Below are 22,813 nucleotides of genomic sequence, written 5' to 3'. Positions count from 1 at the left end.
TGCATTCCGGGAGCAAAGTGGGACCCTCATTCAACGAACAGTTCGACCAGCATGGCGCGTGGCGTCGCGCCTTTGCACAGCAGCTCAAGCAACTTGCAGAGTGGATGTCGAACCATGACCTTATGGACGCAGCAGTCCAAGAGCGACTGCAGCGCCTTGAAGGACAGGTGCGCACAGACAAAGTCATGGTTGCGTTTGTCGCTGAGTTTTCTCGAGGTAAGTCGGAGCTCATCAACGCGATTTTCTTCGCCGATTATGGGCGGCGCATCATGCCTGCCAGTGCTGGACGCACGACGATGTGTCCAACCGAGCTGGGTTACGACTCAGCACTGCCTCCGAGCCTTCGGCTGCTTCCCATTGAAACGCGCCTTCAAATGCAAGGTTTGGCAGATTGGCGTCTGAAGCCTGAGCGTTGGGTGGAGATCGCATTGGACGTGAACAACGCGGACCAAATTGCGAAAGCCTTGGAAAAGGTATCTGAAATTCGGCGGGTTTCCATTGAGGATGCCCGTGCTTTGGGTTTCTGGCATGACGATCTCACGGACGAGAACCCAGTTCCAGATGTTGACGGTTTGGTTGAAGTGCCCATGTGGCGCCATGCGCTGATCAATATTCCACATCCCCTGCTCAAGCAGGGCTTGGTGATACTGGATACTCCTGGATTGAACGCCGTGGGCGCGGAGCCAGAACTTACGGTGAATCTCATTCCGCAGGCCCACGCGGTAGTGTTTATTTTGAGTGCAGATACGGGTGTCACTCGCTCGGATCTCTCAATATGGCGAGAACACCTAGCGACCTCCACGGACAGCATGGATGCGCGGTTGGTGGTTCTGAACAAGATTGATACGCTCTGGGACTCGCTGAACTCGCCTGAGCAGGTTCAAGCCCAATTGGGCAGGCAGTGCCGGACCTCTGCCGAGATGTTGGGCATCCCTTTGGAGCAGGTGGTACCTGTTTCGGCTCAGAAGGGCTTGGTCGCAAAAATTGCCTGCGACGATGTATTGCTGGAGTCCAGTGGCCTGCCGGCGCTTGAGGATGTCCTGGCACAGGGTGTGATGGGACGCCGCCAAGCGATTTTGCGGGCCGCCGTTGCTACCGGTGTTGCCAATCTGCGAGCCGAAACATCCCGCGTCATCAACATCCGGCGTCGCGATCTCGATGATCAGATGGCTGAGTTGCGGAGTCTGCGTGGGAAGAATGCTTCTGTCATCGAGAGCATGCGCCATCGGATTGAGCAGGAGCAGGAGGAGTTTGACCGCAGTGCCGCGAAGATTCAGGCAGTTCGTGCGGTTCACCTCAAACTGTTGCGCGAAGTCTTTCAGCAGCTGGGCTCCAAAGCGCTCAAGACTGAACTTACGGAACTGTCCAAATTGCTGCAGCAAAAGGGCTTGAAGCTCGGAGTGCGAAAAATCTACCTGGAGACCTTTGACAAGCTCAAAGGCACTGTCGATAAGGCTCAAGCTTCTGGCGTGGAGATCCAGGCCATGCTCGCTGGCACCTTTCGTCAGTTGAACGCAGAGTTTGGATTTTCTCTACAGGTTCCACCAGCGCCACAGTTGGAGCATTTTTTGCAGGATTTGGCTCATATTGAGCAGAGCCACCTGCAATATCTGGGCGTCAGCAATGCACTGAAACTCGCTCAGCCAGAGTTCTCTGAGCGCCTGGTGCGTGCTTTGGGAACCCGCCTGCGTACCGTCTACGAGTCTGCTGCCAATGATCTGGAGCTGTGGAGTAAGTCTGCAACGGCGCAGCTGGATGCGCAATTGAGGGAGCGTCGTCGTAGTTTTTCGCGACGCATTGAGGCGGTAGACCGCATTCAACAGGCTGCAAGCGGCCTGGTCGAGCGTATTGCCGAAATTGAGGCGGGTGAAGATGAACTGATTCAACTGGAGCAGCGGTTGCAAGAGCTGACTTCGCAGTTGATCGAGCTACCAGAACAAGAGTCTTCCCAAAAAGATACGCCCGTGGACTTTCTGTTGGCATGAGCGAGTCTTTGGAGTCCGTAGCCACTCGGGTTGTGCGGTGGCAGGCGAGTCATGGACGCAGTCATCTCCCCTGGCAGCAGACCCGCGACCCCTACAGGGTTTGGCTGTCGGAAATCATGCTGCAGCAAACCCAGGTGAGCACCGTGTTGGGTTACTACGCACGTTTTCTGGAACGATTCCCGGATGTGCACGCACTTGCCAGCGCTTCACAGGATGAGGTGCTGGGTCTGTGGAGCGGCCTGGGTTATTACAGTCGTGCCCGAAATTTGCATCGGTGCGCGCAGCTGGTTGTTGCTGAGCACGGCGGGGTTTTCCCTTCGTCCGCTGAACTCTTGGCGAAGTTGCCGGGAATCGGTCGCTCCACCGCAGGAGCGATTGCCGCATTTTGTTTCTCCCAGCGAGTACCGATTCTCGATGCCAATGTACGTCGTGTATTGACCCGAGTGGTCGGATTCGATGGTGATGTGGCGGTAGCCAAGAATGAACGAGCGCTTTGGGAGCATGCAGAGGCCTTGCTTCCCGTCTCTGACCTTGCTGCAGCAATGCCACGCTACACCCAGGGGATGATGGACTTGGGTGCGGGGGTGTGCACCCCTAAAACTCCACAATGTCTGATTTGCCCTTTGATGGGCGTGTGCGTGGCACAGAAGGAAGGCGCTCCAGAGCGGTACCCCGTCAAAACACGAAAGCTAGTCCGCAGGTCGGAGTCTTGGTGGTTGCTCTTGCTCATACGGTTGGATGGAGCCGTTTGGCTTGAAACTCGCCCATCCACTGGCATATGGGCGAGCTTGCAATGCGCGCCGATTTTTCCTGATCGTGAGACCGCAGCCAATGCAGCTGCCGCAATCGCACCTTTGGCTTCGCTGCGTGAGCACGCTGCTTTTTTACATGTGCTAACCCATCGTGACTTGCATCTTCATCCTCTGGCAATAGCGGTGGATCACGAGTGCCGGCCTAGCGAGACTGGGCGGTGGTTCCAGGCAACGGAATGGCCACAAGCCGGGCTACCTGCACCCATGCGCAAGATCCTTGAGGACTTGGCATAAGGCCGCTGCAGCATTCAACGACGCCTGATATGGGAATCCAGGGCATGACAGTGCCTGTCTAGCGACCATCCATCTCTCTATGGCGCCGGAGGACTTTCCAACGTTGCTCGAAACGACGTGCCAATTGTTCTACCAAGTAGACGGATCGGTGTTGTCCACCAGTGCAACCGATGGCCACCGTGACGTAGCTTCGGTGGGTCTGCTCAAGCACATCCAGCCAATAGGCCATGAATTGCTCAATGTGCTGTTCCATGGTGACTACCTCTGGCTGTTGTGCCAAAAACTCTGCCACAGGCGCATCCAAGCCGGTCAAATCTCTCAGGGAGCTTTCGTAGTGTGGGTTGGGTAGCATCCGCACGTCGAACACGTAATCGGCATCTACGGGAATTCCCCGCTTGAACGCAAAAGACTGGAATACCAGCGTCATTCCTCCTGCGGCAACCGACAGCAGTCCTTTCACATAGCTTTGAAGTTGTGACGACCTGATGTGGCTGGTGTCGATCACGTGAGACTGCTCGCGAAGGTCTGCAAGAAGCTCTCGTTCAAGTTCAATGATTTGAACCAAGGCTTGGCGTCCTTGCAGCAACTCGTCGTTGGATAGCGGATGACGCCGTCTCGTTTCCGAAAATCGACGAATCAATGTGCCTGTGGTGGCATCGAGAAAAAGCGACTGGACGACGATGCCTTGTGACTTGAGACGGTCGAGTTCTTTGGGGACCTGGGGTAGTGAGGTGGCGCTGCGCACATCCATGGCAATCGCTACACGGTTGCCATGGTGCTTGTGTTCAAGATCCACGAATGCAGCGAGTAACTCAGGTGGGAGATTGTCCACGCAGTAGTAACCAGCATCTTCCATTGCATGCAGGGCAACCGACTTGCCTGAGCCAGACATACCCGTGATCAATACGATTTCAAGTGCCATTGCTGTCCCCGCGTTCAGACCCGGCAACCTCCAGCATTTCCTTTGCATGGGCCAGGCTCGTTTGTGTTGGGCGTTCTCCGCCTAGCATTCTTGCAATCTCAGCGACCCGAGCGCTGCCGGTCATGCTTTGCACGGTGCTGGTCGTACCTGCTTTGGACCGCAGTTTGGACACTTGCAAGTGGTGGTGTGCACAGGATGCAACTTGAGGTAGGTGGGTGACGGCTAGAACCTGCCGATCTGCACCAAGCTGTTGCATTAACCGCCCGACCGTTTCTGCAACGGCGCCGCCCACCCCGGAGTCCACTTCATCAAATATCAGGGTAGGGGCACGTCCCAGCTCGCTCGTTGTGACTGCAATCGCCAGGGATATGCGAGACAACTCCCCCCCCGAAGCCACCTTGCCTATTGGCTTAGGCGTTGCACCGGGGTGCCCTGAGACCAAGAAGGAGATTTCATCCAGCCCATGCGATGCAGGTTCAGTCAATTTTTTGATCTCAACCTCAAACTTTCCTCCTTGCATTCCAAGGCCGTGCATGGCCTTGGTGATGGATGAGGACAATCGTGGTGCTGCTTTTGACCGTTGCACCGACAAGGCTCTTGCTGCCGCGTGGTAAGCGCGTTCGCTCGAATCGGCCTTTGCAGTCAATGCTTCAATATCCCTTGAAGCATCGAGTTGCTGCAGTGACTGTTTCCACTCCTGCAGCAGCAGCGGCAAGTCGGCAGGTGGACGCTTGTATTTACGCGCCAAGTTCAGCCACAGGGAAATTCGAGTGTCCAACTCTGCTAGTCGTTCTGGGTCTACTTCTGTTCTGCGTAAATAGCTGTGCAGGGAGTGAGCGACGTCACCGGCTTGCGCCAGGCAAGACGACAGTACATCCGACATCGCGCTGAAATCCGCTTCAACATGTTCCTGGTTCTGTAGCGCCGTATGGGCTTGAGACAACTGATCCAGGGCGCCGTTGTCTTCGTCTTCCAATATTCGAAGGACACGTTGTGCCGCCTCAATCAGTGCATTGGCGTTGGACAATCGCCGATGGGCCGAGTCCAGCTCCTCCCACTCATCTCTTTGTGGTGCCAGCTTTTCCAGTTCGGCAATTTGCCACTGAAGCCGGTCACGTTCTTGCTGCAGAGTCGCCTGTGCGTCGCGAGCTTGCTGTAGAGCCTTTTGCGCTTGTCGCCATTGGGTCCAACGTGCCATGGTGTCGGTTGGATTGGTTCCTGCGTATGCATCCAGCAGATTGCGTACTGATTCTGGGCGAGTCAAGCTCTGCCAAGCATGCTGACCATGGATGTCCAACAACTGCTCACCCAGAGATCTCAACTGAGTTGCTGTCACCGGCACTCCGTTGATCCAGGCACGGCTTTTACCTTGGTTGTCTACGGTACGCCGCAAAAGTATCGCAGCCTCCGCATCAATGCCTGCTTCTTCCAACCATGGTGTAACGTGGTCAGGAACATCGAACTCCGCGCAGATATCGGCTTTGGCTGCGCCCTCCCGTACAACGCTGGTATCAGCCCGTGCGCCCAGCACGATCTGAAGTGCATCGATCAAAATGGATTTACCTGCCCCTGTTTCTCCTGTCAGAACGGTAAAACCAGGTTGCAATTCGAGGTCTAGTGACTCCACGATCACGAAATCGCGTAGCACCATGCGCTTGAGCGCCATGCTCAGGACCCCCCCTCATTCCAGCGGAGCTTTCGCCGCAAGGTCGCAAAGTAATTCCAACCAGCAGGGTGGAGGAAGCGCACACAGTGCTCTGAGCGTCGCACCAAGATTCGGTCGCCATGCTGAAGTGACGCTAAAGATTGCATGTCAAAGTTGGCACTGGCGTCCCGCCCACTGACCACCTCCACGGCGACTTCTGTCGCGTCCGAAAGAACGATCGGGCGGTTGGAGAGTGTGTGCGGTGCGATGGGAACCAAAACCCAACCTGGAATAGCGGGGTGCAGCATGGGTCCCCCTGCGGACAGTGAATATGCAGTGGACCCTGTCGGCGAGGCGATGATCAATCCGTCCGCTCTCTGGTTCGAGACAAATCTGCCCCCCACTTCAACACGCAACTCCACCATCCCCGATGTTCCGCCGCGATTGACCACCACATCATTCATGGCGAACGCTTCGAATACCACCTCTTCGCCTCTCATCACGCGTGCATGCATGAGGGGTCTTGAGTCTTCCTCATATTCGCCACGCAACATGGGGCCCAAGGTAGTCTGGTACGCTTCAAAAGGGATGTCGGTGATGAAGCCCAATCTGCCTTGATTGATGCCAATGAGCGGTACCCCATGGCGTGCCAGCCTACGTGCGATGCCCAGCATCGTGCCGTCCCCGCCGACCACCAGCCCCACGTCGCAAGTGGCCATTTCCTCCACTTGAATTGATGGAAATTCTGTAAGCCCAGTGTTCTGCGCTGTCTCTGCTTCCAGCATTACCTCGCAGCCCAAGTTCGTCATGAAGTCAGCAATCTTCTCAAGGGCCAGCAAGCTGCTCTCGGACATGCCTGGAGCCGCAGAGGGTTGGTATTTGCCGATGAGCGCGACACGACGGAATTTCAGAGTCATTTGGAAATTACATCATTAAAATCAAACCATGCTCGATGACCGTGCCAAGTTGTTGCTCAAAGCGCTGGTTGAGCGCTACATCGCAGACGGCCAGCCCGTAGGCTCACGCACGCTTTCTCGGGCCTCCGGGCTGGATTTGTCTCCTGCCACCATCCGCAATGTGATGGCGGACTTGGAAGAGTTGGGGCTTATTGCAAGTCCCCACACCTCGGCAGGGCGTGTACCTACAGCCCGAGGCTACCGCTTGTTCGTGGACACCATGTTGACGGTGCAGCGGGACGGGCTGGAGGCTCCGCAATTGATGCCCGAGCAGCCGCAAAAAGTGATCGCGAATGCGGCTCATCTTCTGTCCAGTCTGTCTCAGTTTGTCGGTGTGGTCATGGCACCCCGCCGCAGTTCGGTATTTCGTCACATAGAGTTCTTGAGACTGTCAGAACGCCGGTTTTTGGTGATCATCGTTTCGCCTGAGGGCGATGTTCAAAATCGGGTCATCTTCACTGATTCCGACTATTCGCAATCCCAGCTTGTCGAAGCTGCCAACTTTCTCAACGCGCACTATGCAGGTTTGGAAATGGAGCAGGTCAGGGAGCGCTTGAAGTCGGAGGTGGATTTGTTGAGAGGCGAGATCGCCTCTTTGATGCAGGCTGCGGTCAACGTGAGTTCTGAGGCGTTATCGCAAGCCCAGGATGAAGTCGTGATTTCAGGGGAGCGGAATCTGTTGTCAGTGAGCGATTTTTCCAGTGACATGGGGAACCTTCGCCGGGCGTTTGATCTCTTTGAGCAAAAGACGCAAATCCTGCGCTTGCTCGATATCTCGAGCCAGGCCGAAGGCGTGCGCATCTACATTGGGGGCGAGAGTCAGGTGGTTCCTTTCGAGGAGCTGTCAGTGGTCAGCGCTCCTTATGAGGTCGATGGCAAAGTTGTCGGAACGTTGGGGGTGATCGGCCCGACGCGCATGCCGTACGACAAGATGATCCAGATCGTGGACATCACTTCCAAGCTGGTTTCCAACGCGCTCAGTTACCGCAAATAAACGCCTTACAATCCGTCGTCCTGAGAAGCAGGCTGGTTTGGGGCGTTAGCTCAGTTGGTTAGAGCAGAGGACTCATAATCCTTTGGTCGCGGGTTCAAGTCCCTCACGCCCTACCAAGTAAATAAAGGAAACCCCGCTATCAATTTGGTAGTGGGGTTTTTTCTTTCCCGCCCGATGTAAGGGCGGATGTAAGACGATTTCGGGAATCGAGCCCAAAGCACCAGCCATACACCAGCAACAAAAAAGCCCCGCGGCGGGGGCTTCGGTCTGAACAAGGCTAGTCACTAGCTCTGCGCTGCACGGCAGAAAAGCTGACTATTTCCGTGGAAGGTCATGGGAAGGTTTAGGCAAGGTTGTGTCAAGGTTCCCCCAAGGTTTACACAAGGTTGGGCTGGTGCGCTGAACTGGTACGCTCCCCGCTGGAGCCCCTGAAACCTGCCCACGTCCTTACCATGCCAGGGAGGGAAGTCTCAGGCGTGATTTGGAGCAGATGATGGGTGCCAAGCTGCCAGCGCAGGCACAGCAGGTTCGGAAGAAAACTGAGGGTGAAGGGGGATGCGCTGAATGCCGGGAGAGATGCGACTCAGCCTACGGCCACTGGCCTACACGTACCCGCCCAGTGACTGGAGCCCCCTTCGTGGCCGTTGGTAACTTAGCCCATCGCTGGACTAACTACGCACCCGGACTCTTCGAGAGAGGCTGCCAGGTGGTGGCAACAAGCCATCTCAGCTTAGCATGGCGCGCCGAACCGGCTGGAATATCGGTTTCGGTGGTAACCAGTCTGTTAACCACCGTTGGACTGGTCGCGCTGCTGTACGCGCACGCGCGTACTGTTCGGAAAACTTCTTTTGTCGTGATGACAGGTTTTGCGTTAACTGCCCGGCGGTTGCTCCAAGGCTATGCGGTGCCCAGCGTCGTGTATTCGGGGTTGCAAGCCTTTGCCAAAACCTCCCCTCCGGAAAAAGTCCCCCGAAAACCTCCCCCCTTAAAGGGGGGGCGGGGAATTTCGGGCCTGGGATTCCCCGAAAACAGGGAAAACGGGGAATTTCGGGGCGTCAGGCTTGCCATATCCACCCCTCATTGCAGCCCAGCACACCACGCGCCACCAGCCCCGTGATTGCCTCTCTGGCGCGCTCTGCCTTGCGGTCGGGAGCTACCAGCAGCGCGGATGCGGCAAAGGTAATGGCGGCTTCAAGTTCTACACACTTGGCAAGTGCAGGGGCTCCCGGCTTGCCCGTGATTCCATCCTTGAACATGGCGCGCAGCGCGGTAAGCACAATCTTTTGATTGCCACCCTGGGGCAGCTTCACGGCGCGCACATCCTGGGCGGCGGTGTCGCGCAGCACCACACACGATGTAATGGCCTCGCCGGTTTCCTCCACTCCCAGCGTTTCCACTTTCAGTTTGAACGGTCGCGCCTCGCCATCAATACCGTCTTTGGATTTCGCCACCTTCCATTCGCGGCGGTCGCCATCGCGTGAAACCTCGATTGCGGCATCCATCGCAGCGAATAGCGAACTGTGCCCACGCAGCCCGGCAGCGGCGTTCTTGCCCGTGTGGTGAACCAGCAGCACAAGGCCACGGGTTAGGGTTTGCAGTGTCTTGGCAGCTTCCAGAATCTCGCCCATGTCCCGGCTACTGTTTTCGTCGGCAGTAGGTGCAGCGCGGTTCAGCGTATCCACCACCACCACAGCCCCGGCAGGCACCACGGCGGCAAGGTCTAGCACGTCCTGCCCATCGGTCAGCTTGAACGGTTGCAGCATCATGCGCAGGCCATCAGGCAGCGCACGGCCCCGGCTCACTTCCCATGCCTGGGCGCGCAGCTTGAACCCGGCTTCACCTTCCAGCGCGGCATACACCACGGGCGCAGCCTCCACCCGGCAATCAAACCAGCGTTGCCCCTCGGCAATCGCGGCGGCCATGTCAAAGGCCAGGAATGATTTACCGGATGCGCTCGGCCCATACAGCGCAGCAAGCCCCACGGCAGGCAGCACACCACGCACACGCCACGCCAGCGGCGGTAGTTCGCGCAGTTCATCGGCTCCCAGCAGCTTGTAACGGGGTGCAGGCTTTGGGGGCTCGCTCGCAGCCTCCAGCAGTTCGGCCAGCACATCGGCCCCGTCACGCTGGGCCAGGTCGTTTGCGTCGAAGTTCTGCACCTCGCCCTGGGGCATGTAGGCCACGGCGCATTGCAGCGCCTGGGCAATTTCTGCTGCGCTTTCTTCCTTGCCCACATCAGGCACCAGCACCAGCCGGGCGGCGGCGTCACGCTTGCGCAGGGCTTCGGCCACCTTGCCCACGTTGCCCCAGCCAAAGCACGACACGGCAGGATGCCCGGTAGCCTGCCAGCAGGCCCACGCCTGCCCGATACCCTCGCACAAAGCCACGGGCGCACCGGGCACCACCTCGCCCACGGTGAAGGATGCCCCGGCCATCGCTGCGCCGGGCAAGTTCAGCTTAGGCTTTTTCCCCTTCGCTTTCAGACGGGCAGCAGTCTCGCCAGTAGTTACACATTGCAGGCTCTGCAAACTGCCATCAGGCGCAAAGGCGGGCACCACCAGCGCCCCGGCCATGCTCTCGCCTTGAATGCGCAGCGGGTCACCAGCAGGCACCACGCGCAGGGCATCCAATGGCACCCCGGCGGCAGCTTTTGCCATGATGTAGGGATGCGCAGCGGTTGCGGGTTCGCAGCGTTTCCACACCTCGGCAGGGCTCATGCCTGGGGCGGGCTTGCGCGCGGGCTCTGTGGCCTTTCTGGGGGTTTGCTGCTGGCGTTGCTGGGGCTTGCCTTCACCCATGCGCCAGCCATGCTCTGCGCCCACGCGGTACAGCGTTCCAGGGCCAATACCCTTGCCCGGCTTGATAGATTTCCACACATCGCGGGATGCGGCGGCGTCGTAATTTCCAGCCCCGGCGCTCCAGGCGTCGAAGGTGTCGAAGTCAAGGCCAGCGGCGTGTGCAGCCATGCCCACCCGCACCCATTCATCGCGGGGCAGGTCGGGCGGGATGCTGTGCAATGCGTCGATTGCTTTTGCGGTGTCTGCCATCACGCGGCACCCCCATTCATCGCCAGGGCTTGCGCGGTGTATTTCCCGTCAAGGCGGTACAAGGCAATCACGCGGTCGGGGCTGTGTTCCGTGGGGCTTGGAACCTCGATGGTTTCCACCGGCCAGCCCAAAGCGCGCAGCGTGAAAATCACGGCTCCCAGTCGCCAGGATTGCGTGCTGTCCTGAAACTCGGGATGGTCAATCAGGCGGCCATCCATCAGCATTCCAAGCGCACGGTCTGCCAGGGTTCCACGCTTGGGCCATGTCGGGCAGAATGGCGGGGGCGGCAGAAACGAAAGTTGTTCACCGTGAGCCCCTTGCGTCTTGGTCGGTGCGGGGGCTTTTCCTTTTGGTGTCGTCATGGGCGGCCCCCCTTGCGAAACCAGCGGGACGGCGCGGCGCACCACAGCGCCAGCATCAGGCGATTGATAGCGGCGCTCATTGCTTCGCCTCCACTTCATCGGCCAGCGCCAGCAGCTTTGCAGCCACATCGCGCAGGCCCCACGGGCCAATCAACGCATAGGCGCTCAGCCCTTCGGCGGCGTTGAACAAAAACAGGCGGGAAGTGGCAGCGTCAAATTGAAGGCTGCCTTCGCCGTCCGGATGACGGTAAATCGGGGCGGCCATCATTTAAGCCACCCCCAGCACGCGGCGAAGCTCTGCCACGTTCCAAGCCAAACGGCCATTGATGCGGATGGGGCGCAGTGGCCCGTTTTCCATGCAGGCCCAGCCGCGCAATGTTTGCGGCTTGCGGTTCAAGTAGTGGGCAGCGGCGGCGGTGTCCACTGCGGGGCGGGTTTCATGCGCCAGCGGGGGGAATTTCGGGGCGGTCGCTTGTTCGCGGGCCTCGATACTGTGAAGGGCTTGCATCGCAGTTTGCTTTCAACCCAGCAGCACGGGCTAGGTATGGGCGAACTTTGAAAACCCCGTATCTATGCGAATTGCCCCGGGGTTCTGGAATCAAGCATCCATGCGGGTTAGCGGCGCATTGCCACATTAAATCCGGGGTTCACCCCCGGGGTTCTGACAGTGTTTTAAGGCGTATCGAAGTTGTCAGCTTCGTAGGTTTTCCACGCTTCCAGCCAGTCTTGTAGCTGCGGCTTTGTCTGGAACCTTGCGCGGATGCTGTTCGCCTTCGCGTGACCGTTATGCACCAGCGCAGCACCGATAAGAACAGGGTTCCAGCGGGTCTCCCTTTTACCTCGCTCTCCACGCAACGCAATACAAGCCTCAAGCCACTTTGGCGGGCTTCCTAGCGTGTCTTTCCATGCCTTCTCATTCCACCTTCGCAGCCCATCAAACGCGTGTGCAACATCGCCCGTTGTCACCGGCTGCGGTGCATCCAATGGCGCATTGCTGGCGCTCTCGGCCACCACGGGCGCAGGCGCTGCGGCCTGGGGCTGGGCTGGCGCAGCCCCTACTACGGCAGGCTCGGGCTCGACCTTAGGCGTCAGCAATTCCCGCACCATCGCATCGCGCCATGTATCCCCGTTGTCAGGTTCTCCAACGCTCTTGACTGCCTGACGGTAAGCGTCGAATGCTTCGCGTACGGCGCGGCGTGCGTAGTTGTTGCTTGGGTCAATGTCATTCAGGGATTCAGTCTCCGGGCCATCCTCCCAGTCTCCGTAGTAGTCCGCCACAAAAGCCCCGACTCCATCCAGCATGAATGCCGCCAGGTCTCTCGCGTCAAACGGGAACGGCAGCGCAGGCGTGTCTTTGCAGTCTGGCGCATTCTGGTCGTCTTGGAACACCATCACCGGCTTCCACGACAGTAACTTTTGCTCAGATTCAAGGCCCAGCCTTTTCGCCTCCTCGTAGTCGCTATAGGCAGGCCACACACCCCTATCGTCGATTCTCCAAGGGCTTACCTCGCCGCACGGCGCTAGCAGCGCATCTGCATGGCCTCTGTTGTATGGTTTGCTCGTCTGCACAGTTGCATCCCCCAGATGCACCCCATGTCAGGAGCCCCAGCAGGCCAGCGGGGGGACTGGCTTTTCAGCAGGATTGCGGCCCTGCCTAGCTGGGGCAAAACGGTCAGGCGTGCGTCCGCACCCAGCTTTTCAGGGCCTCATTGATGCGCGTTTGCCAGCCATCGCCCGATGCTTTGAACTTCTCCAGCACCTCCACGTCCAGCCGCAACGTGACCTGGGCTTTGCTGCCACTGCCCAGCGGGCGGCCACGGCGCACCTGCGGCTTGACCTTCTCCCATTCGGCATCAGTGAACGGCGCGGCGTCCTGGTCTGCCAGCGCAGCGGCGGCAATGGCTGCATCCTCGGCAGGGGTAGGCAGGATGGTTCCGGATTTAAGTTTCGGCATAGCGTTTCACCTCTCGGCTGTTGGCCTTTCTCAAACTGATGATGCGGCGCTCGGTCGGCTGCTCTGGGGGCCGGTCAACAAACACCAGCGCCATGATGCGCAGGCCGATGTACCCCAGCGCCACCATGCGGGCCTCGCCATAGTCCCGGCGCGTGTCCGGCCACACTACGGCGGTTCCCCATTCAAAGCCTGCTGCCTCGGTCAGTGAGACGCCATGCTTTGCCAAATTGGCGGCATCTTTGGCCTGGTCGAACGTCACATTCATGGTTTAGTGTAGCTACGTTTATTTGAAGTTCAAGGTTTATTTGTAGTTGCGTTATTTCAGGCTGCCACCACTCGCAGCGTACCGGGTGCGGCCTTGGCATCAAACACAATCCCGGCCTGTTCCAGAATCCACGCCTCGATGCGCTCATGGTGTACGCGCAGCAGGTCAAGCGGCCTCACGCGGTAATGCTTTTCAGCGGTTGCGCTTGGCTTGTGGCCTTGAATCTGCGCCACCACACCGGCGGGCACCTCCAGCCACTCCGACAAGGTGCCAAAGCTGCGGCGCAGGCCATGCAGGGTTAGGCCATCAATGGCAGCCACCTTGCACGCCTTGTCATGTGCATGGTTGGGCTCGGTCAGCGGCGTGTTTTCGTTGCGGCTACTGGCAAACACAAATTCATTGCGGCGGGGCAGGGCGGCCAGCAGGTTGTGAACGTATGGCGTCAAAGGGATAACGCGCTCTCCCTCTACCTTGTCCCGGATGGTCAGGCCCCGCCATTGCATATTCAAGTCGTCCCAGCGCATCGCCAGCACTTCACCAGGGCGGGCACCAGTCATTAGCAGCGTTTGCAGGTAGGCGGCCACGGTCTGATTACCGATGCTGCGCACGGCTGCAAACCACGCGGGCAGTTGTTCTTTCAGTAATGAATCATCCTTGGCCTTCGGCTTGCCCAGTGCCTCGCGTGCTTTCTTTGTCTTGGCAGGGTTCACGCTGGGCAGCACTGGCGCATATTCCGGCTGTTCTGCGCACCAGCCTAAAAACGCTTTCAGCAGTCGCCACGCCAGCCGGGCGGCAGTGGGGCGGGTCTGCGCTTCGCGTGCGGCCCATGCCTCGATAACGGGTGCTGTCAGGTCACGCAGCGCCAGCCCCAGCAGCGGATGCAATGGCCCGGCAATGGTCACGCCACGCCCACGGGTGCCACGCTTGGAAGTCTCGCCACCGGCTCGGGTCAGGCGCTCATGGTCTTTGCGGTGAAGGTCGCCCCAGTGCGGGGTGCGTTCGGCAACGTAGGCGGCCCATGCCTCGCCCACGGTCACAGCGGCCACTTTGTCGGCTTGCTCCCGCTCCTGTTCTTGCTGGCGCTTGGCTTCCACTGCGGCGATGGCTTCGCGCTTCAAGTCGCGGGGGTCTTTGCCTTCATCAATCAGGCGTTGCAGTTCGCGTGCCTTGGCTTGCGCGTCTGGAATGCTCCAAGCGGCAGGGCTCCCGATGGTGATACGCAGGTCTTTACCTTGATACACGCTCTGGAATACATAGGCGGGTTTCCCGGCTGGCGTTGCCCTCAGTCCCAGCCCCGGCGCGGTCACATCCCACATGAAAGCCTGTTTCTTGTCGGGCGGGCATTTGAACCCCGATACCCGGCCAGCAGTGAATGCAATCTTTGCCATGTGGTGCCCCTTTTGGTCTTACATCGGCCAGGATGTAAGGGCGGATGTAAGACTATTTGCCGAAAAATGCCGAATTTCAATCAACGCCTTGGCTGGGTGTTTGTCCAGTGCTGTGCGCGTAAGTTGTTGATTTGTATTGATTCTATCAGCATAAATCAACGCTGTGAAATATGGTCTTGGTGGGACTCATAATCCTTTGGTCGCGGGTTCAAGTCCCTCACGCCCTACCAAAAGGCCTGCTGCGAATGCAGCCCACTTTTTCATAAAAAGTGGCATTTTTCAAAAAATGCAGTCTGGCGTGTATTACAATCTCAGTCATGCGATGAAGCTGATGTCTTCGCTAAGAAGACAAAAGCAAGTTGCATAAATTTTTAAAGTTCTAAAAATTTATGCTATAATTCAAAGCTTAGCGGCTGTAGCTCAGCTGGATAGAGTACTTGGCTACGAACCAAGGGGTCGTGGGTTCGATTCCTGCCAGCCGCACCAATGTTTAAAGCCTGCAACTGAAAAGTTGCAGGCTTTTTCATTTGTCCAATCGCTTTATTCTTTTCGGAGATGAATGCGCCATGAGCAAAGCCTTCACCAAAGAGACGGATGGTGATGAAGATGACGAGGTGTCGTTGCCTCCCTTGGCCAAAGGTGCCAAGAACTACATCACTCCTGCAGGATACGCACGCCTTCGTGCGGAGTTGCTGGACCTGATTGACAACGAGCGTCCTAAAGTCGTCGAGGCAGTGCACTGGGCTGCCAGCAACGGAGATCGTTCCGAGAATGGCGATTACCTTTACGGCAAAAAGCGGCTGCGGGAGATTGATCGTCGCATCCGCTTTTTGACAAAGCGTCTAGAGATCGCTGAGGTGGTTGACCCTAGCCTTCACGCGGGTAGCGATCAGGTGTTTTTTGGCGCCACCGTGACCTATTGTGATGATGAGGGAGTGGATCGAACCATCACCATCATGGGCATTGATGAGGCGGACAGTCACGCGGGGCAGGTGAGTTGGATTGCGCCCGTAGCCCGGGCATTGCTCAAAGCCAGGGTGGGGGATGAGGTGGCGCTTCCGACTCCAGCAGGCACCCGCATGCTGGAGGTGAGATCCGTCTGCTATCCCGACCCTGTAAAGTCTTGAGTTGTGGCTCTCCTGCCATCGCTGCTCTGGATGGCAGGGCAGAGTCACGTCGCTTGCGGCGTGATTCTGTTGGCGCGAATCACCGCCTGGGTGCGGCGCAAATTCCGCAGAGCCGCCTCCAGATGTGCCTGGTCACGTACCGCAACAACGAACCTAAGGTCCGTGGTGTCCAGGGCGGCCTCGTCATCCATGTCCACATGGGTGATGTCCGCTTCGGAGTTGGCCAACTCCTGGGCGATCCGTGCGAGTACGCCCTTGCCGTTGATGACGGTCACAACCACCCCGGTTTCGAACAGGCGTGTCGGTTCGTCTGCCCAGTCCACGGCAATGAAGCGTTCGCTGTCTTTGTGCTGCAAGCGCTTGGCCACACTGCAATCAGCGTTGTGTACGACCAGCCCCTCGCCGCGGCCCAGGTAGCCGACGATGCGATCACCCGGCACCGGGCGGCAGCAAGGTGCATATTGCACGGAAGCGTTTTCACTACCATCCAGCGTGACTGCGCCCTGGGAGAGGGTCTCGTGTGAGGTGTACCGCTCGCGCGTGAGCAACAGTGCATCGGGACGATGGCCGTGCTCGCCCAGCAGTACCACCAGCCGCTTGGCCACGATGCTGGCAATGCGTTTGCCCAGTCCCAAGTCCGTCAGCAATTCGCTGCGGTTGCGGTTGCCAGTGAAGCGCAACAGCTTTTCCCAAAGAGCATGCGTTTCGCCTTCGTCGGGCGGGAGCTGTTCCAGGCCTTCTGCGCGAATTGCCTGGATGAGCAGTTTTTCGCCCAGGCTTTCGGACTCGGTGTGGGCCAGTGTTTTGAGGTAGTGGCGTATCTTGGAGCGTGCGCGCCCAGTGCGTACGAACCCCAGCCAGGCGGGGTTCGGTGTGGAAACAGGCGTGGTGATGATCTCGACCACATCCCCATTTTTCAGCTCAGTGCGCAAGGGCACTTGCTCGTTGTTGATTTTGGCGGCAGTGGTTCGATCGCCCACATTGCTGTGGATGGCGTACGCGAAATCCACCACTGTGGCTCCGCGCGGCAATGCCATGATCTGGCTCTTGGGTGTGAAAACATAGACCGCGTCCGGGAAGAGATCCACCTTGACATGGTCCCAGAACTCCGCGGCATCCCGGGTTTCGTTCTGGATGTCCAAAAGCGACTGCAGCCATTTGGTACCCAGTCGCTCTGCTGATGAGCCGTCAGAGTCTTGCGCCTTGTAGAGCCAGTGCGCTGCTACGCCGGCTTCCGCAATCACATGCATCTCGTCCGTGCGTATCTGGAATTCGATGTTGATTCCAGATGGCCCCACCAGCGTGGTGTGCAGAGACTGGTAGCCATTGAGTTTGGCAATGGCGATGTGATCCTTGAACTTGCCTGGGACAGGCTTGTACATCTGGTGCAAAACACCGAGTGCGGTATAACAGTCCGTGATGGTGGGTACGATGACGCGAAAGCCGTAGATGTCCGTCACCTGGGCAAAGCTCAGGTGCTTGAGGTGCATTTTTTGATAAATCGCGTACAGCGTTTTCTCGCGCCCCGCCAGGCGGACTTTCATGCCTATGCGATTGAAGGCTGCGTCTACCTCGGCTTGTACCTTTTGCACCAGATCCCGCCGCCGGTTGCGCGACTTGTTGACCGCCTTTGAGAGGGTGGCGTAGCGCCAGGGGTGCAGATGCCGAAACGCAAGGTCTTGCAATTCGCGGTAGGCCTGGTTCAGCCCAAGGCGGTGAGCAATAGGGGCGTAAATCTCAAGCGTTTCGGAGGAAATGCGCCCCCACTTGCTGCGGGGCATGTCCGACAGTGTGCGCATGTTGTGCGTACGGTCGGCCAGCTTGATGAGGATGACCCGCACATCCCGCGCCATCGCCAGCAGCATCTTGCGAAAAGACTCTGCCTGGTTTTCTTCGCGGGTGTTGAACTGGAGCTTGTCCAGCTTTGTCAGTCCGTCCACCAGCTCTGCCACCGGGGCGCCGAACCGGTCAATCAGATCGGCCTTGGTCACGCCGCAGTCTTCCATGGCGTCGTGGAGCAGTGCGGCCATCAGGGCCTGTGCATCTAGCTTCCAGGCGGCGCATTGCGCCGCCACGGCAATGGGGTGGGTGATGTAAGGCTCACCGCTGTTGCGCAGTTGCCCCAGGTGCGCTTCGTCAGCGAAGCGATAGGCCTGCCTTACCTGTTCAATGCTGGCGGCGTCCAGGTAGCTGAGGTTTTCCGTCAGCGCAGCAAAGCTGGCCGCTGCGGCGTTGGCTGCGGCGGCGGTCGGGCTGGCTGTAGGCTGGGCATCGCCAGGTCGGGTCTGCGTTGCAGAAGGTAAGTTGAGCACCGCGGTCATGCCTTAAATGTAGCGCGGGAGTGGGAGGGGTGGCGGAGAAGCAAAAAAAAGCACCGCATAGCGGTGCTTATTTGGGGGCATTGCCCGACAAAAATCAACCTGGAACTTTTTTCAGCATTTCCAGGCCAACCTTACCTTCAGCGATTTCGCGCAAGGCAGTCACGGCGGGCTTGTTGCGGCTTTCGATGCGCGGGGCGTGGCCCTGGCTCAGCATGCGAGCGCGGTACGTGGCGGCCAACACGAGCTGGAAGCGGTTGGGGATCTTTTCCAGACAGTCTTCTACGGTGATGCGTGCCATCGTTTTACTCCGGGATTCAGGTGATATTGAGCGACTTGAAGGTGTCTGCACGGGCGCGGCGTTGCGCGGCGTACTTGAGTCGCTGGGCGTGAACGACCGCTTTCAGATCAAAAAGGGCGCTCTCGAACAACTCGTTGATTATAACGAAGTCGAATTTATCGACCTGCGCCATCTCGATCGCGGCGTTCTTGAGGCGCAGCTCGATGGTTTCGGCCGAATCCTCGCCCCGGCGTTCCAGGCGCGAGCGGAGTTCCTCCCAGCTGGGGGGGAGGATAAAAACCAGCACTGCGTTGCTGAACGCCTGCTTGACCTGCAATGCGCCCTGGAAGTCGATCTCCAGAATCACATCGGCGCCTTGGGCAATGCGTTCTTCAATCGCCTTCTTGGAAGTGCCGTAACGGTTGCCATGCACATGCGCCCATTCCACGAAGGCGTTGGCCTGCACCATGGCATCGAATTCTGACTGCGACGCAAAAAAGTACTCGCGGCCATGCTTCTCCTGCCCGCGCGGGGCGCGCGTGGTGTGAGAGATGGAGGGGCTGACGCGAGAGTCCAGCTCCAGCAGTGCTTTGACGAGGCTGGATTTGCCAGCACCGCTGGGGGCCGCAACTACAAAGAGATTTCCGGGGTAGTCCATAGCAGATAAGCGCAAGGCGCTATCAAAAGATGAGTGTTATTCGATATTTTGCACTTGCTCGCGCATTTGCTCGATCAGGACCTTCATGTCCACGCTGATGCGGGTGAGGTCCAGGGCGGCAGATTTGGAGCCCAGGGTGTTGGCCTCACGGTGCAACTCCTGGATGAGGAAGTCCAGGCGTTTGCCGACTTCGCCACCCTTTTTCAGCAGGCGTTCTATTTCATCCAGATGCGACTCCAGCCGCGTGATTTCCTCTGCCACGTCGATGCGAATGGCAAAAGCGGTGGCTTCAGTCAGTGCGCGGTCGCGGGCGGCCTCGGGCAGGACGGCGCCATCGGTGAGGGCCATGGCTTCCTTCCAGCGCTCCATGAAGCGCTGGCGTTGCTGCTCGACCAGTAGCGGCACCAGCGGCACCGCTTGCTGGGCCAGCGCGCGCAGTTGCTTGGCGCGGTCCAGCACCATGGCGGCCAGGCGCTTGCCTTCGCGTTCGCGGGCGGACAGCAGCGCTGTGAGGGCTTCTTCGGCCAGCGCAGGCACGGCTTCACTCCAGTCGTGCGAGCTGGTGTTGGCGTTGGCGCACAGGCGCAGCGCATCGGCCACGCTCAGCGGTGCAGCGCCGGGCAGCCAAGCCTTGACGGAGTCTTGCAAGGTGTTGAGGCGTTGCAGCAAGCGCGCTGGTGGGTCTTGCAGGGTGTTGCTGTCTTCGTTTTCGATAGCGGCACGCACCTCCACCTTGCCGCGCTTGAGGCGGGCTGTGAGCAGGGTACGCAGCGTGGGCTCCAGCGCCCGCAGGTCGTCAGGAAGACGGAAGGACAGGTCCAGAAAGCGGCTATTGACCGAACGGATTTCCAGGCCCAGCCTGCGATTTTGGGGCGTGCGGCCCTCGGCTTCAGCGCCAGTGGCAGACGCGCCTTGCTGCGCGCTGGCGTATCCGGTCATGCTGTAAACTGGCATTGGACTTTTTGATGGTTGCTTGCGATCCGGCGATTATCCGGGTTCCGCCTAACCCCCGAGTCATCTTCGCAAAATATGTCAAAAATCAAGCCCGCACCATTGCCACCAGATACGTTGCTCGGTGGCTATCGCGTGGTGCGCAGGGTTTCTTCCGGCGGCTTCGGCGTGGTGTACCTCGCTGTGGATTCCGAAGGCCAGCAGGTCGCCATCAAGGAATACCTCCCTTCGTCATTGGCCACGCGCGCGCCTGGCGAGTTGCTGCCCAAGGTGCCGCCTGAAAAGCTGTCGCTGTACCGCCTGGGGCTCAAGAGTTTTTTTGAAGAAGGGCGTTCGCTCGCGCAGATTTCGCACGCCTCTGTGGTCAGCGTGCTCAACTTTTTCCGCGAGAACGAAACCGTCTACATGGTGATGAACTACCTGGAGGGCGCGACCCTGCAGGATTTCATCATCACCGCGCGCGACCTGAAGACGCAGAAGGTCTTCCGCGAATCCACCATCCGCTCGTTGTTTGATGAAGTGCTGCGCGGCCTGCGCATCGTGCACCAGCACAAGATGCTGCACCTGGACATCAAGCCTGCCAACATCTTCATCACCGATGACAACAAGGCTGTGCTGATTGACTTTGGCGCGGCGCGCGAGGTGCTGAGCAAGGAAGGCAATTTCATCCGCCCCATGTACACCCCCGGTTTTGCAGCGCCCGAGATGTACCGGCGTGATTCACAGATGGGGCCGTGGACCGACATCTACGCCATTGGCGCCTGCATCTATGCCTGCATGCAGGGCTTCCCGCCCAACGAAGCACCTCAGCGCATCGAAAAAGACCGCCTTTCGCTGGCATTGACCAAGCTGCGCGGTGTGTACTCGGACAACCTGATCGAAGTGGTGGAATGGTGCATGGCGCTGGACCCGCTCTCGCGCCCGCAGTCGGTGTTTGCCTTGCAAAAGGAACTGAGCCGGGAGGGGGAGCGCCGCTACACCAAGCTCTCGGTGGCTGAAAAAATGCGGCTGCAGCTGGACACCCTGGTGTCTGACACCAAGAAAAACGTGCAGAAGGTGGGTGAAGCCACCGGCATCGGAGCCAAGCCCAAATGAACACGATCCACGCCAAGCGGGTCTTTGGGGCAAACGGCCTATTCATTGACGATGCCTGCGCGCATCCCTGTTTGCGTGAACCACTATGAAATTCTCGGTTTTCCAGATCAGCCGCCGGGGCGGCCGCGAAAAGAACGAAGACCGCATGGGGTACTGCTACACCCGCGAGTCGGGGCTCTTTGTGCTGGCCGACGGCATGGGCGGGCACCCTGAGGGCGAGGTGGCGGCGCAAATCGCGCTGCAAACCGTCTCGGCACTGTTCCAGCGCCAGGCCAAGCCCCAGATCCAGGACGTGCAGGAATTCCTTTCGGGCGCACTGCTCGCCGCCCACCACCAGATTCTGCGATACGCGTCTGAGAAGGGCATGATCGACACACCGCGCACCACGCTGGTGGCGGCAGTGTTGCAGGGCGGAGCCGCCTCGTGGGTGCACTGCGGTGATTCGCGGCTGTACATGGTGCGCGACGGAGATTTGCTGACCCGCACGCGCGACCACTCGTACCTGGAACTGCGCAACGCGCCCCCACCGGGCATGGACCGGGTGAACCGCAACGTGTTGTTTACCTGCCTGGGTTCGCCCACCAAGCCCATCTACGACATCACCGGGCCTGTGTACCTGGAGCAGGGAGACCGCCTGCTGCTGTGCTCAGACGGCCTGTGGGGCACCTTGAGTGATGAAGAAATCACCAAGCAGCTGGCCCGCCAGCCCGTTTCTCATGCGGTGCCTGAACTGGTGGAAGAAGCCTTGCGCAAGGCGGGCGACAGCAGCGACAACGTGACCGTGGTGGCCCTGGAGTGGGAGACGCCCGATGCATTCGAGTCCACCCAGGGCGTGTCCACCGACAGCATCAGCGACGATGTGTTTGCCTCCACCATCCAGGCCGGCCCGCTCGATGGCCTGGCCGACGATCTGGACGATGCGGCCATTGAGCGCTCGATTGCCGAAATCAACGAAGCCATTCGCAGGTCGGCCGCCCGCCGCGGATGAGGCACTGGCTCTGAACCCTGTGGACACGGGCCCTTCACGGGCCCGTCTGTTTTGAAACTCTTTTTGCGATGTGATCGCCCCTGAAATGACCACCTTCCAACGCTCTGGCCCACGCGCCGCCGATCAGTTGCGCCCCGTGCGCATCACCCGCCACTACACCATGCACGCCGAAGGCTCGGTGCTCATCGAGTTTGGCAACACCAAGGTGCTGTGCACCGCGTCGGTAGAAGAGCGCGTGCCGCCCCACAAGCGCGGCAGTGGTGAAGGCTGGGTGACGGCGGAATACGGCATGCTGCCCCGCGCCACCCACACCCGCAGCGACCGCGAGGCTGCACGCGGCAAGCAAAACGGCCGCACGCAAGAGATCCAGCGCCTCATCGGCCGCTCGCTGCGTGCGGTGTTCGATTTGAAGCTGCTGGGCGAGCGCACCATCCAGCTTGACTGCGACGTGATCCAGGCCGATGGCGGCACCCGCACTGCCGCCATCACCGGCGCGTGGGTGGCCGCGCAAGACGCGGTGAACACACTCATCGCCGCAGGCAAGATCACCCAGTCGCCCCTGCGCGAGCCCGTGGCCGCCATCTCGGTGGGCATCGTGCAAGGCACGCCGCTGCTCGACCTGGAATACGTGGAAGACGTGGACTGCGACACCGACATGAACGTGGTAATGACCGGTGCGGGCCACTACGTGGAAGTGCAGGGCACGGCCGAAGGCGTGGCCTTTACCCGCAAGGAAATGGACCAATTGCTGGCGCTGGCCGAAAAGGGCATTGCCGAGCTGATCCTGTTGCAGCAGCAGGCCCTGACAGCCTGATTTTTACTATTGATTTGA

Annotated in this window: 22 protein-coding genes and 2 tRNA genes; 9 read left to right on the top strand and 15 right to left on the bottom strand. The window is 59.1% G+C overall.

Translation table 11 applies throughout. From position 1 onward, the window contains the following. Nucleotides 1-17: 17 nt before the first annotated feature. Both IHV84_RS01065 and mutY read left to right on the top strand, forming a co-directional pair. The gene (locus IHV84_RS01065) at nucleotides 18-1,985 is read left to right on the top strand and encodes a dynamin family protein (RefSeq protein WP_198845460.1); all 1,968 of its coding nucleotides are present in this window, start codon (nucleotides 18-20) and stop codon (nucleotides 1,983-1,985) included. Further along, nucleotides 1,982-3,031 carry an A/G-specific adenine glycosylase gene (gene mutY / locus IHV84_RS01060; RefSeq protein ID WP_198845459.1) on the top strand — a complete coding sequence of 350 codons (1,050 nt, stop codon included), beginning with the start codon at nucleotides 1,982-1,984 and terminating at the stop codon, nucleotides 3,029-3,031. The genes IHV84_RS01065 and mutY overlap by 4 nt, the downstream gene beginning before the upstream one ends. A gap of 58 nt (nucleotides 3,032-3,089) precedes the next feature. On the opposite strand, the gene rapZ is transcribed toward mutY, so the two are convergent. The 3 genes from rapZ to IHV84_RS01045 are packed head-to-tail and all read right to left on the bottom strand — an operon-like array spanning nucleotide 3,090 to nucleotide 6,515. Further along, on the bottom strand, nucleotides 3,090-3,953 hold the full coding sequence (gene rapZ / locus IHV84_RS01055; RefSeq protein WP_198845458.1) for an RNase adapter RapZ: 864 nt from the start codon (nucleotides 3,951-3,953) through the stop codon (nucleotides 3,090-3,092). Continuing rightward, nucleotides 3,943-5,619: a DNA repair protein RecN gene (gene recN, locus IHV84_RS01050; protein WP_198845457.1), complete on the bottom strand. Its 1,677-nt coding sequence runs from the start codon at nucleotides 5,617-5,619 to the stop codon at nucleotides 3,943-3,945. Before recN ends, rapZ begins: the two co-directional genes overlap by 11 nt. A 2-nt stretch (nucleotides 5,620-5,621) precedes the next feature. Then, entirely contained in the window at nucleotides 5,622-6,515 is an 894-nt protein-coding gene (locus IHV84_RS01045; RefSeq protein ID WP_198845456.1) for an NAD kinase, read from the bottom strand. A 28-nt stretch (nucleotides 6,516-6,543) separates the two neighbouring features. Here IHV84_RS01045 and hrcA point away from each other — a divergent pair, with 28 nt between their 5' ends. Next, nucleotides 6,544-7,548 carry a heat-inducible transcriptional repressor HrcA gene (gene hrcA / locus IHV84_RS01040; RefSeq protein ID WP_044399571.1) on the top strand — a complete coding sequence of 335 codons (1,005 nt, stop codon included), beginning with the start codon at nucleotides 6,544-6,546 and terminating at the stop codon, nucleotides 7,546-7,548. 39 nt (nucleotides 7,549-7,587) lie between these two features. Further along, a tRNA-Ile gene (locus IHV84_RS01035) sits at nucleotides 7,588-7,664 on the top strand. Between the two features lie 939 nt (nucleotides 7,665-8,603). On the opposite strand, the gene IHV84_RS01030 is transcribed toward IHV84_RS01035, so the two are convergent. The 8 genes from IHV84_RS01030 to IHV84_RS00995 all read right to left on the bottom strand — a co-directional run bounded on the left by IHV84_RS01030 (nucleotide 8,604) and on the right by IHV84_RS00995 (nucleotide 14,564). Further along, entirely contained in the window at nucleotides 8,604-10,595 is a 1,992-nt protein-coding gene (locus tag IHV84_RS01030) for an AAA family ATPase (protein WP_233099625.1), read from the bottom strand. After that, the gene (locus IHV84_RS01025) at nucleotides 10,595-10,957 is read right to left on the bottom strand and encodes a hypothetical protein (RefSeq protein WP_198845455.1); all 363 of its coding nucleotides are present in this window, start codon (nucleotides 10,955-10,957) and stop codon (nucleotides 10,595-10,597) included. Before IHV84_RS01025 ends, IHV84_RS01030 begins: the two co-directional genes overlap by 1 nt. 76 nt (nucleotides 10,958-11,033) lie before the next feature. After that, nucleotides 11,034-11,222, bottom strand: a complete 189-nt coding sequence (locus tag IHV84_RS01020) for a hypothetical protein (protein ID WP_198845454.1) — start codon at nucleotides 11,220-11,222, stop codon at nucleotides 11,034-11,036. Between the two features lie 3 nt (nucleotides 11,223-11,225). Next, on the bottom strand, nucleotides 11,226-11,465 hold the full coding sequence (locus IHV84_RS01015; RefSeq protein ID WP_198845453.1) for a DNA-binding protein: 240 nt from the start codon (nucleotides 11,463-11,465) through the stop codon (nucleotides 11,226-11,228). A 164-nt stretch (nucleotides 11,466-11,629) separates the two neighbouring features. After that, the gene (locus tag IHV84_RS01010; RefSeq protein ID WP_198845452.1) at nucleotides 11,630-12,349 is read right to left on the bottom strand and encodes a hypothetical protein; all 720 of its coding nucleotides are present in this window, start codon (nucleotides 12,347-12,349) and stop codon (nucleotides 11,630-11,632) included. Nucleotides 12,350-12,629: 280 nt separating this feature from the next. Continuing rightward, complete coding sequence (locus IHV84_RS01005) at nucleotides 12,630-12,911, bottom strand: BrnA antitoxin family protein (RefSeq protein WP_198845451.1); 282 nt, start codon at nucleotides 12,909-12,911, stop codon at nucleotides 12,630-12,632. Further along, on the bottom strand, nucleotides 12,898-13,176 hold the full coding sequence (locus tag IHV84_RS01000; RefSeq protein WP_198845450.1) for a BrnT family toxin: 279 nt from the start codon (nucleotides 13,174-13,176) through the stop codon (nucleotides 12,898-12,900). Before IHV84_RS01000 ends, IHV84_RS01005 begins: the two co-directional genes overlap by 14 nt. A gap of 56 nt (nucleotides 13,177-13,232) precedes the next feature. Further along, entirely contained in the window at nucleotides 13,233-14,564 is a 1,332-nt protein-coding gene (locus IHV84_RS00995) for an integrase family protein (protein ID WP_198845449.1), read from the bottom strand. A 409-nt stretch (nucleotides 14,565-14,973) separates the two neighbouring features. On the opposite strand from IHV84_RS00995, the gene IHV84_RS00990 reads away from it, so the two are divergent. Then, nucleotides 14,974-15,050 (top strand) — tRNA-Arg (locus IHV84_RS00990). Between the two features lie 80 nt (nucleotides 15,051-15,130). Continuing rightward, nucleotides 15,131-15,691 (top strand): transcription elongation factor GreB, encoded by a 561-nt coding sequence (greB, locus tag IHV84_RS00985; protein WP_044401871.1) that lies wholly within the window; start codon nucleotides 15,131-15,133, stop codon nucleotides 15,689-15,691. Nucleotides 15,692-15,735: 44 nt separating this feature from the next. Here greB and IHV84_RS00980 read toward each other — a convergent pair whose 3' ends face one another. From IHV84_RS00980 to IHV84_RS00965, 4 genes are all read right to left on the bottom strand, one after another. Beyond that, complete coding sequence (locus IHV84_RS00980; protein ID WP_198845448.1) at nucleotides 15,736-18,012, bottom strand: bifunctional (p)ppGpp synthetase/guanosine-3',5'-bis(diphosphate) 3'-pyrophosphohydrolase; 2,277 nt, start codon at nucleotides 18,010-18,012, stop codon at nucleotides 15,736-15,738. Between the two features lie 94 nt (nucleotides 18,013-18,106). Then, nucleotides 18,107-18,310, bottom strand: coding sequence for a DNA-directed RNA polymerase subunit omega (rpoZ, locus tag IHV84_RS00975; RefSeq protein WP_005794722.1), 204 nt, complete (start codon nucleotides 18,308-18,310; stop codon nucleotides 18,107-18,109). 16 nt (nucleotides 18,311-18,326) lie between these two features. After that, nucleotides 18,327-18,947, bottom strand: a complete 621-nt coding sequence (gmk, locus tag IHV84_RS00970; RefSeq protein WP_044401880.1) for a guanylate kinase — start codon at nucleotides 18,945-18,947, stop codon at nucleotides 18,327-18,329. A gap of 36 nt (nucleotides 18,948-18,983) precedes the next feature. After that, nucleotides 18,984-19,901, bottom strand: coding sequence for a YicC/YloC family endoribonuclease (locus tag IHV84_RS00965; protein WP_198845447.1), 918 nt, complete (start codon nucleotides 19,899-19,901; stop codon nucleotides 18,984-18,986). A 75-nt stretch (nucleotides 19,902-19,976) separates the two neighbouring features. Here IHV84_RS00965 and IHV84_RS00960 point away from each other — a divergent pair, with 75 nt between their 5' ends. The 3 genes from IHV84_RS00960 to rph all read left to right on the top strand — a co-directional run bounded on the left by IHV84_RS00960 (nucleotide 19,977) and on the right by rph (nucleotide 22,795). Then, nucleotides 19,977-20,993, top strand: coding sequence for a serine/threonine-protein kinase (locus IHV84_RS00960; protein ID WP_066698848.1), 1,017 nt, complete (start codon nucleotides 19,977-19,979; stop codon nucleotides 20,991-20,993). 85 nt (nucleotides 20,994-21,078) lie between these two features. Beyond that, entirely contained in the window at nucleotides 21,079-21,981 is a 903-nt protein-coding gene (locus IHV84_RS00955; protein WP_044401885.1) for a PP2C family serine/threonine-protein phosphatase, read from the top strand. Between the two features lie 85 nt (nucleotides 21,982-22,066). Further along, a complete protein-coding gene (gene rph, locus IHV84_RS00950; RefSeq protein WP_198845446.1) occupies nucleotides 22,067-22,795 on the top strand; it encodes a ribonuclease PH in 729 nt (242 codons plus the stop codon). The last annotated feature ends 18 nt before the right edge of the window (nucleotides 22,796-22,813 follow it).

Source organism: Acidovorax sp. IB03 (genome assembly GCF_016406015.1).
Taxonomy (GTDB): Bacteria; Pseudomonadota; Gammaproteobacteria; order Burkholderiales; family Burkholderiaceae_C; genus Acidovorax; species Acidovorax temperans.
This window is presented reverse-complemented; position numbering and strand designations above follow the sequence as displayed.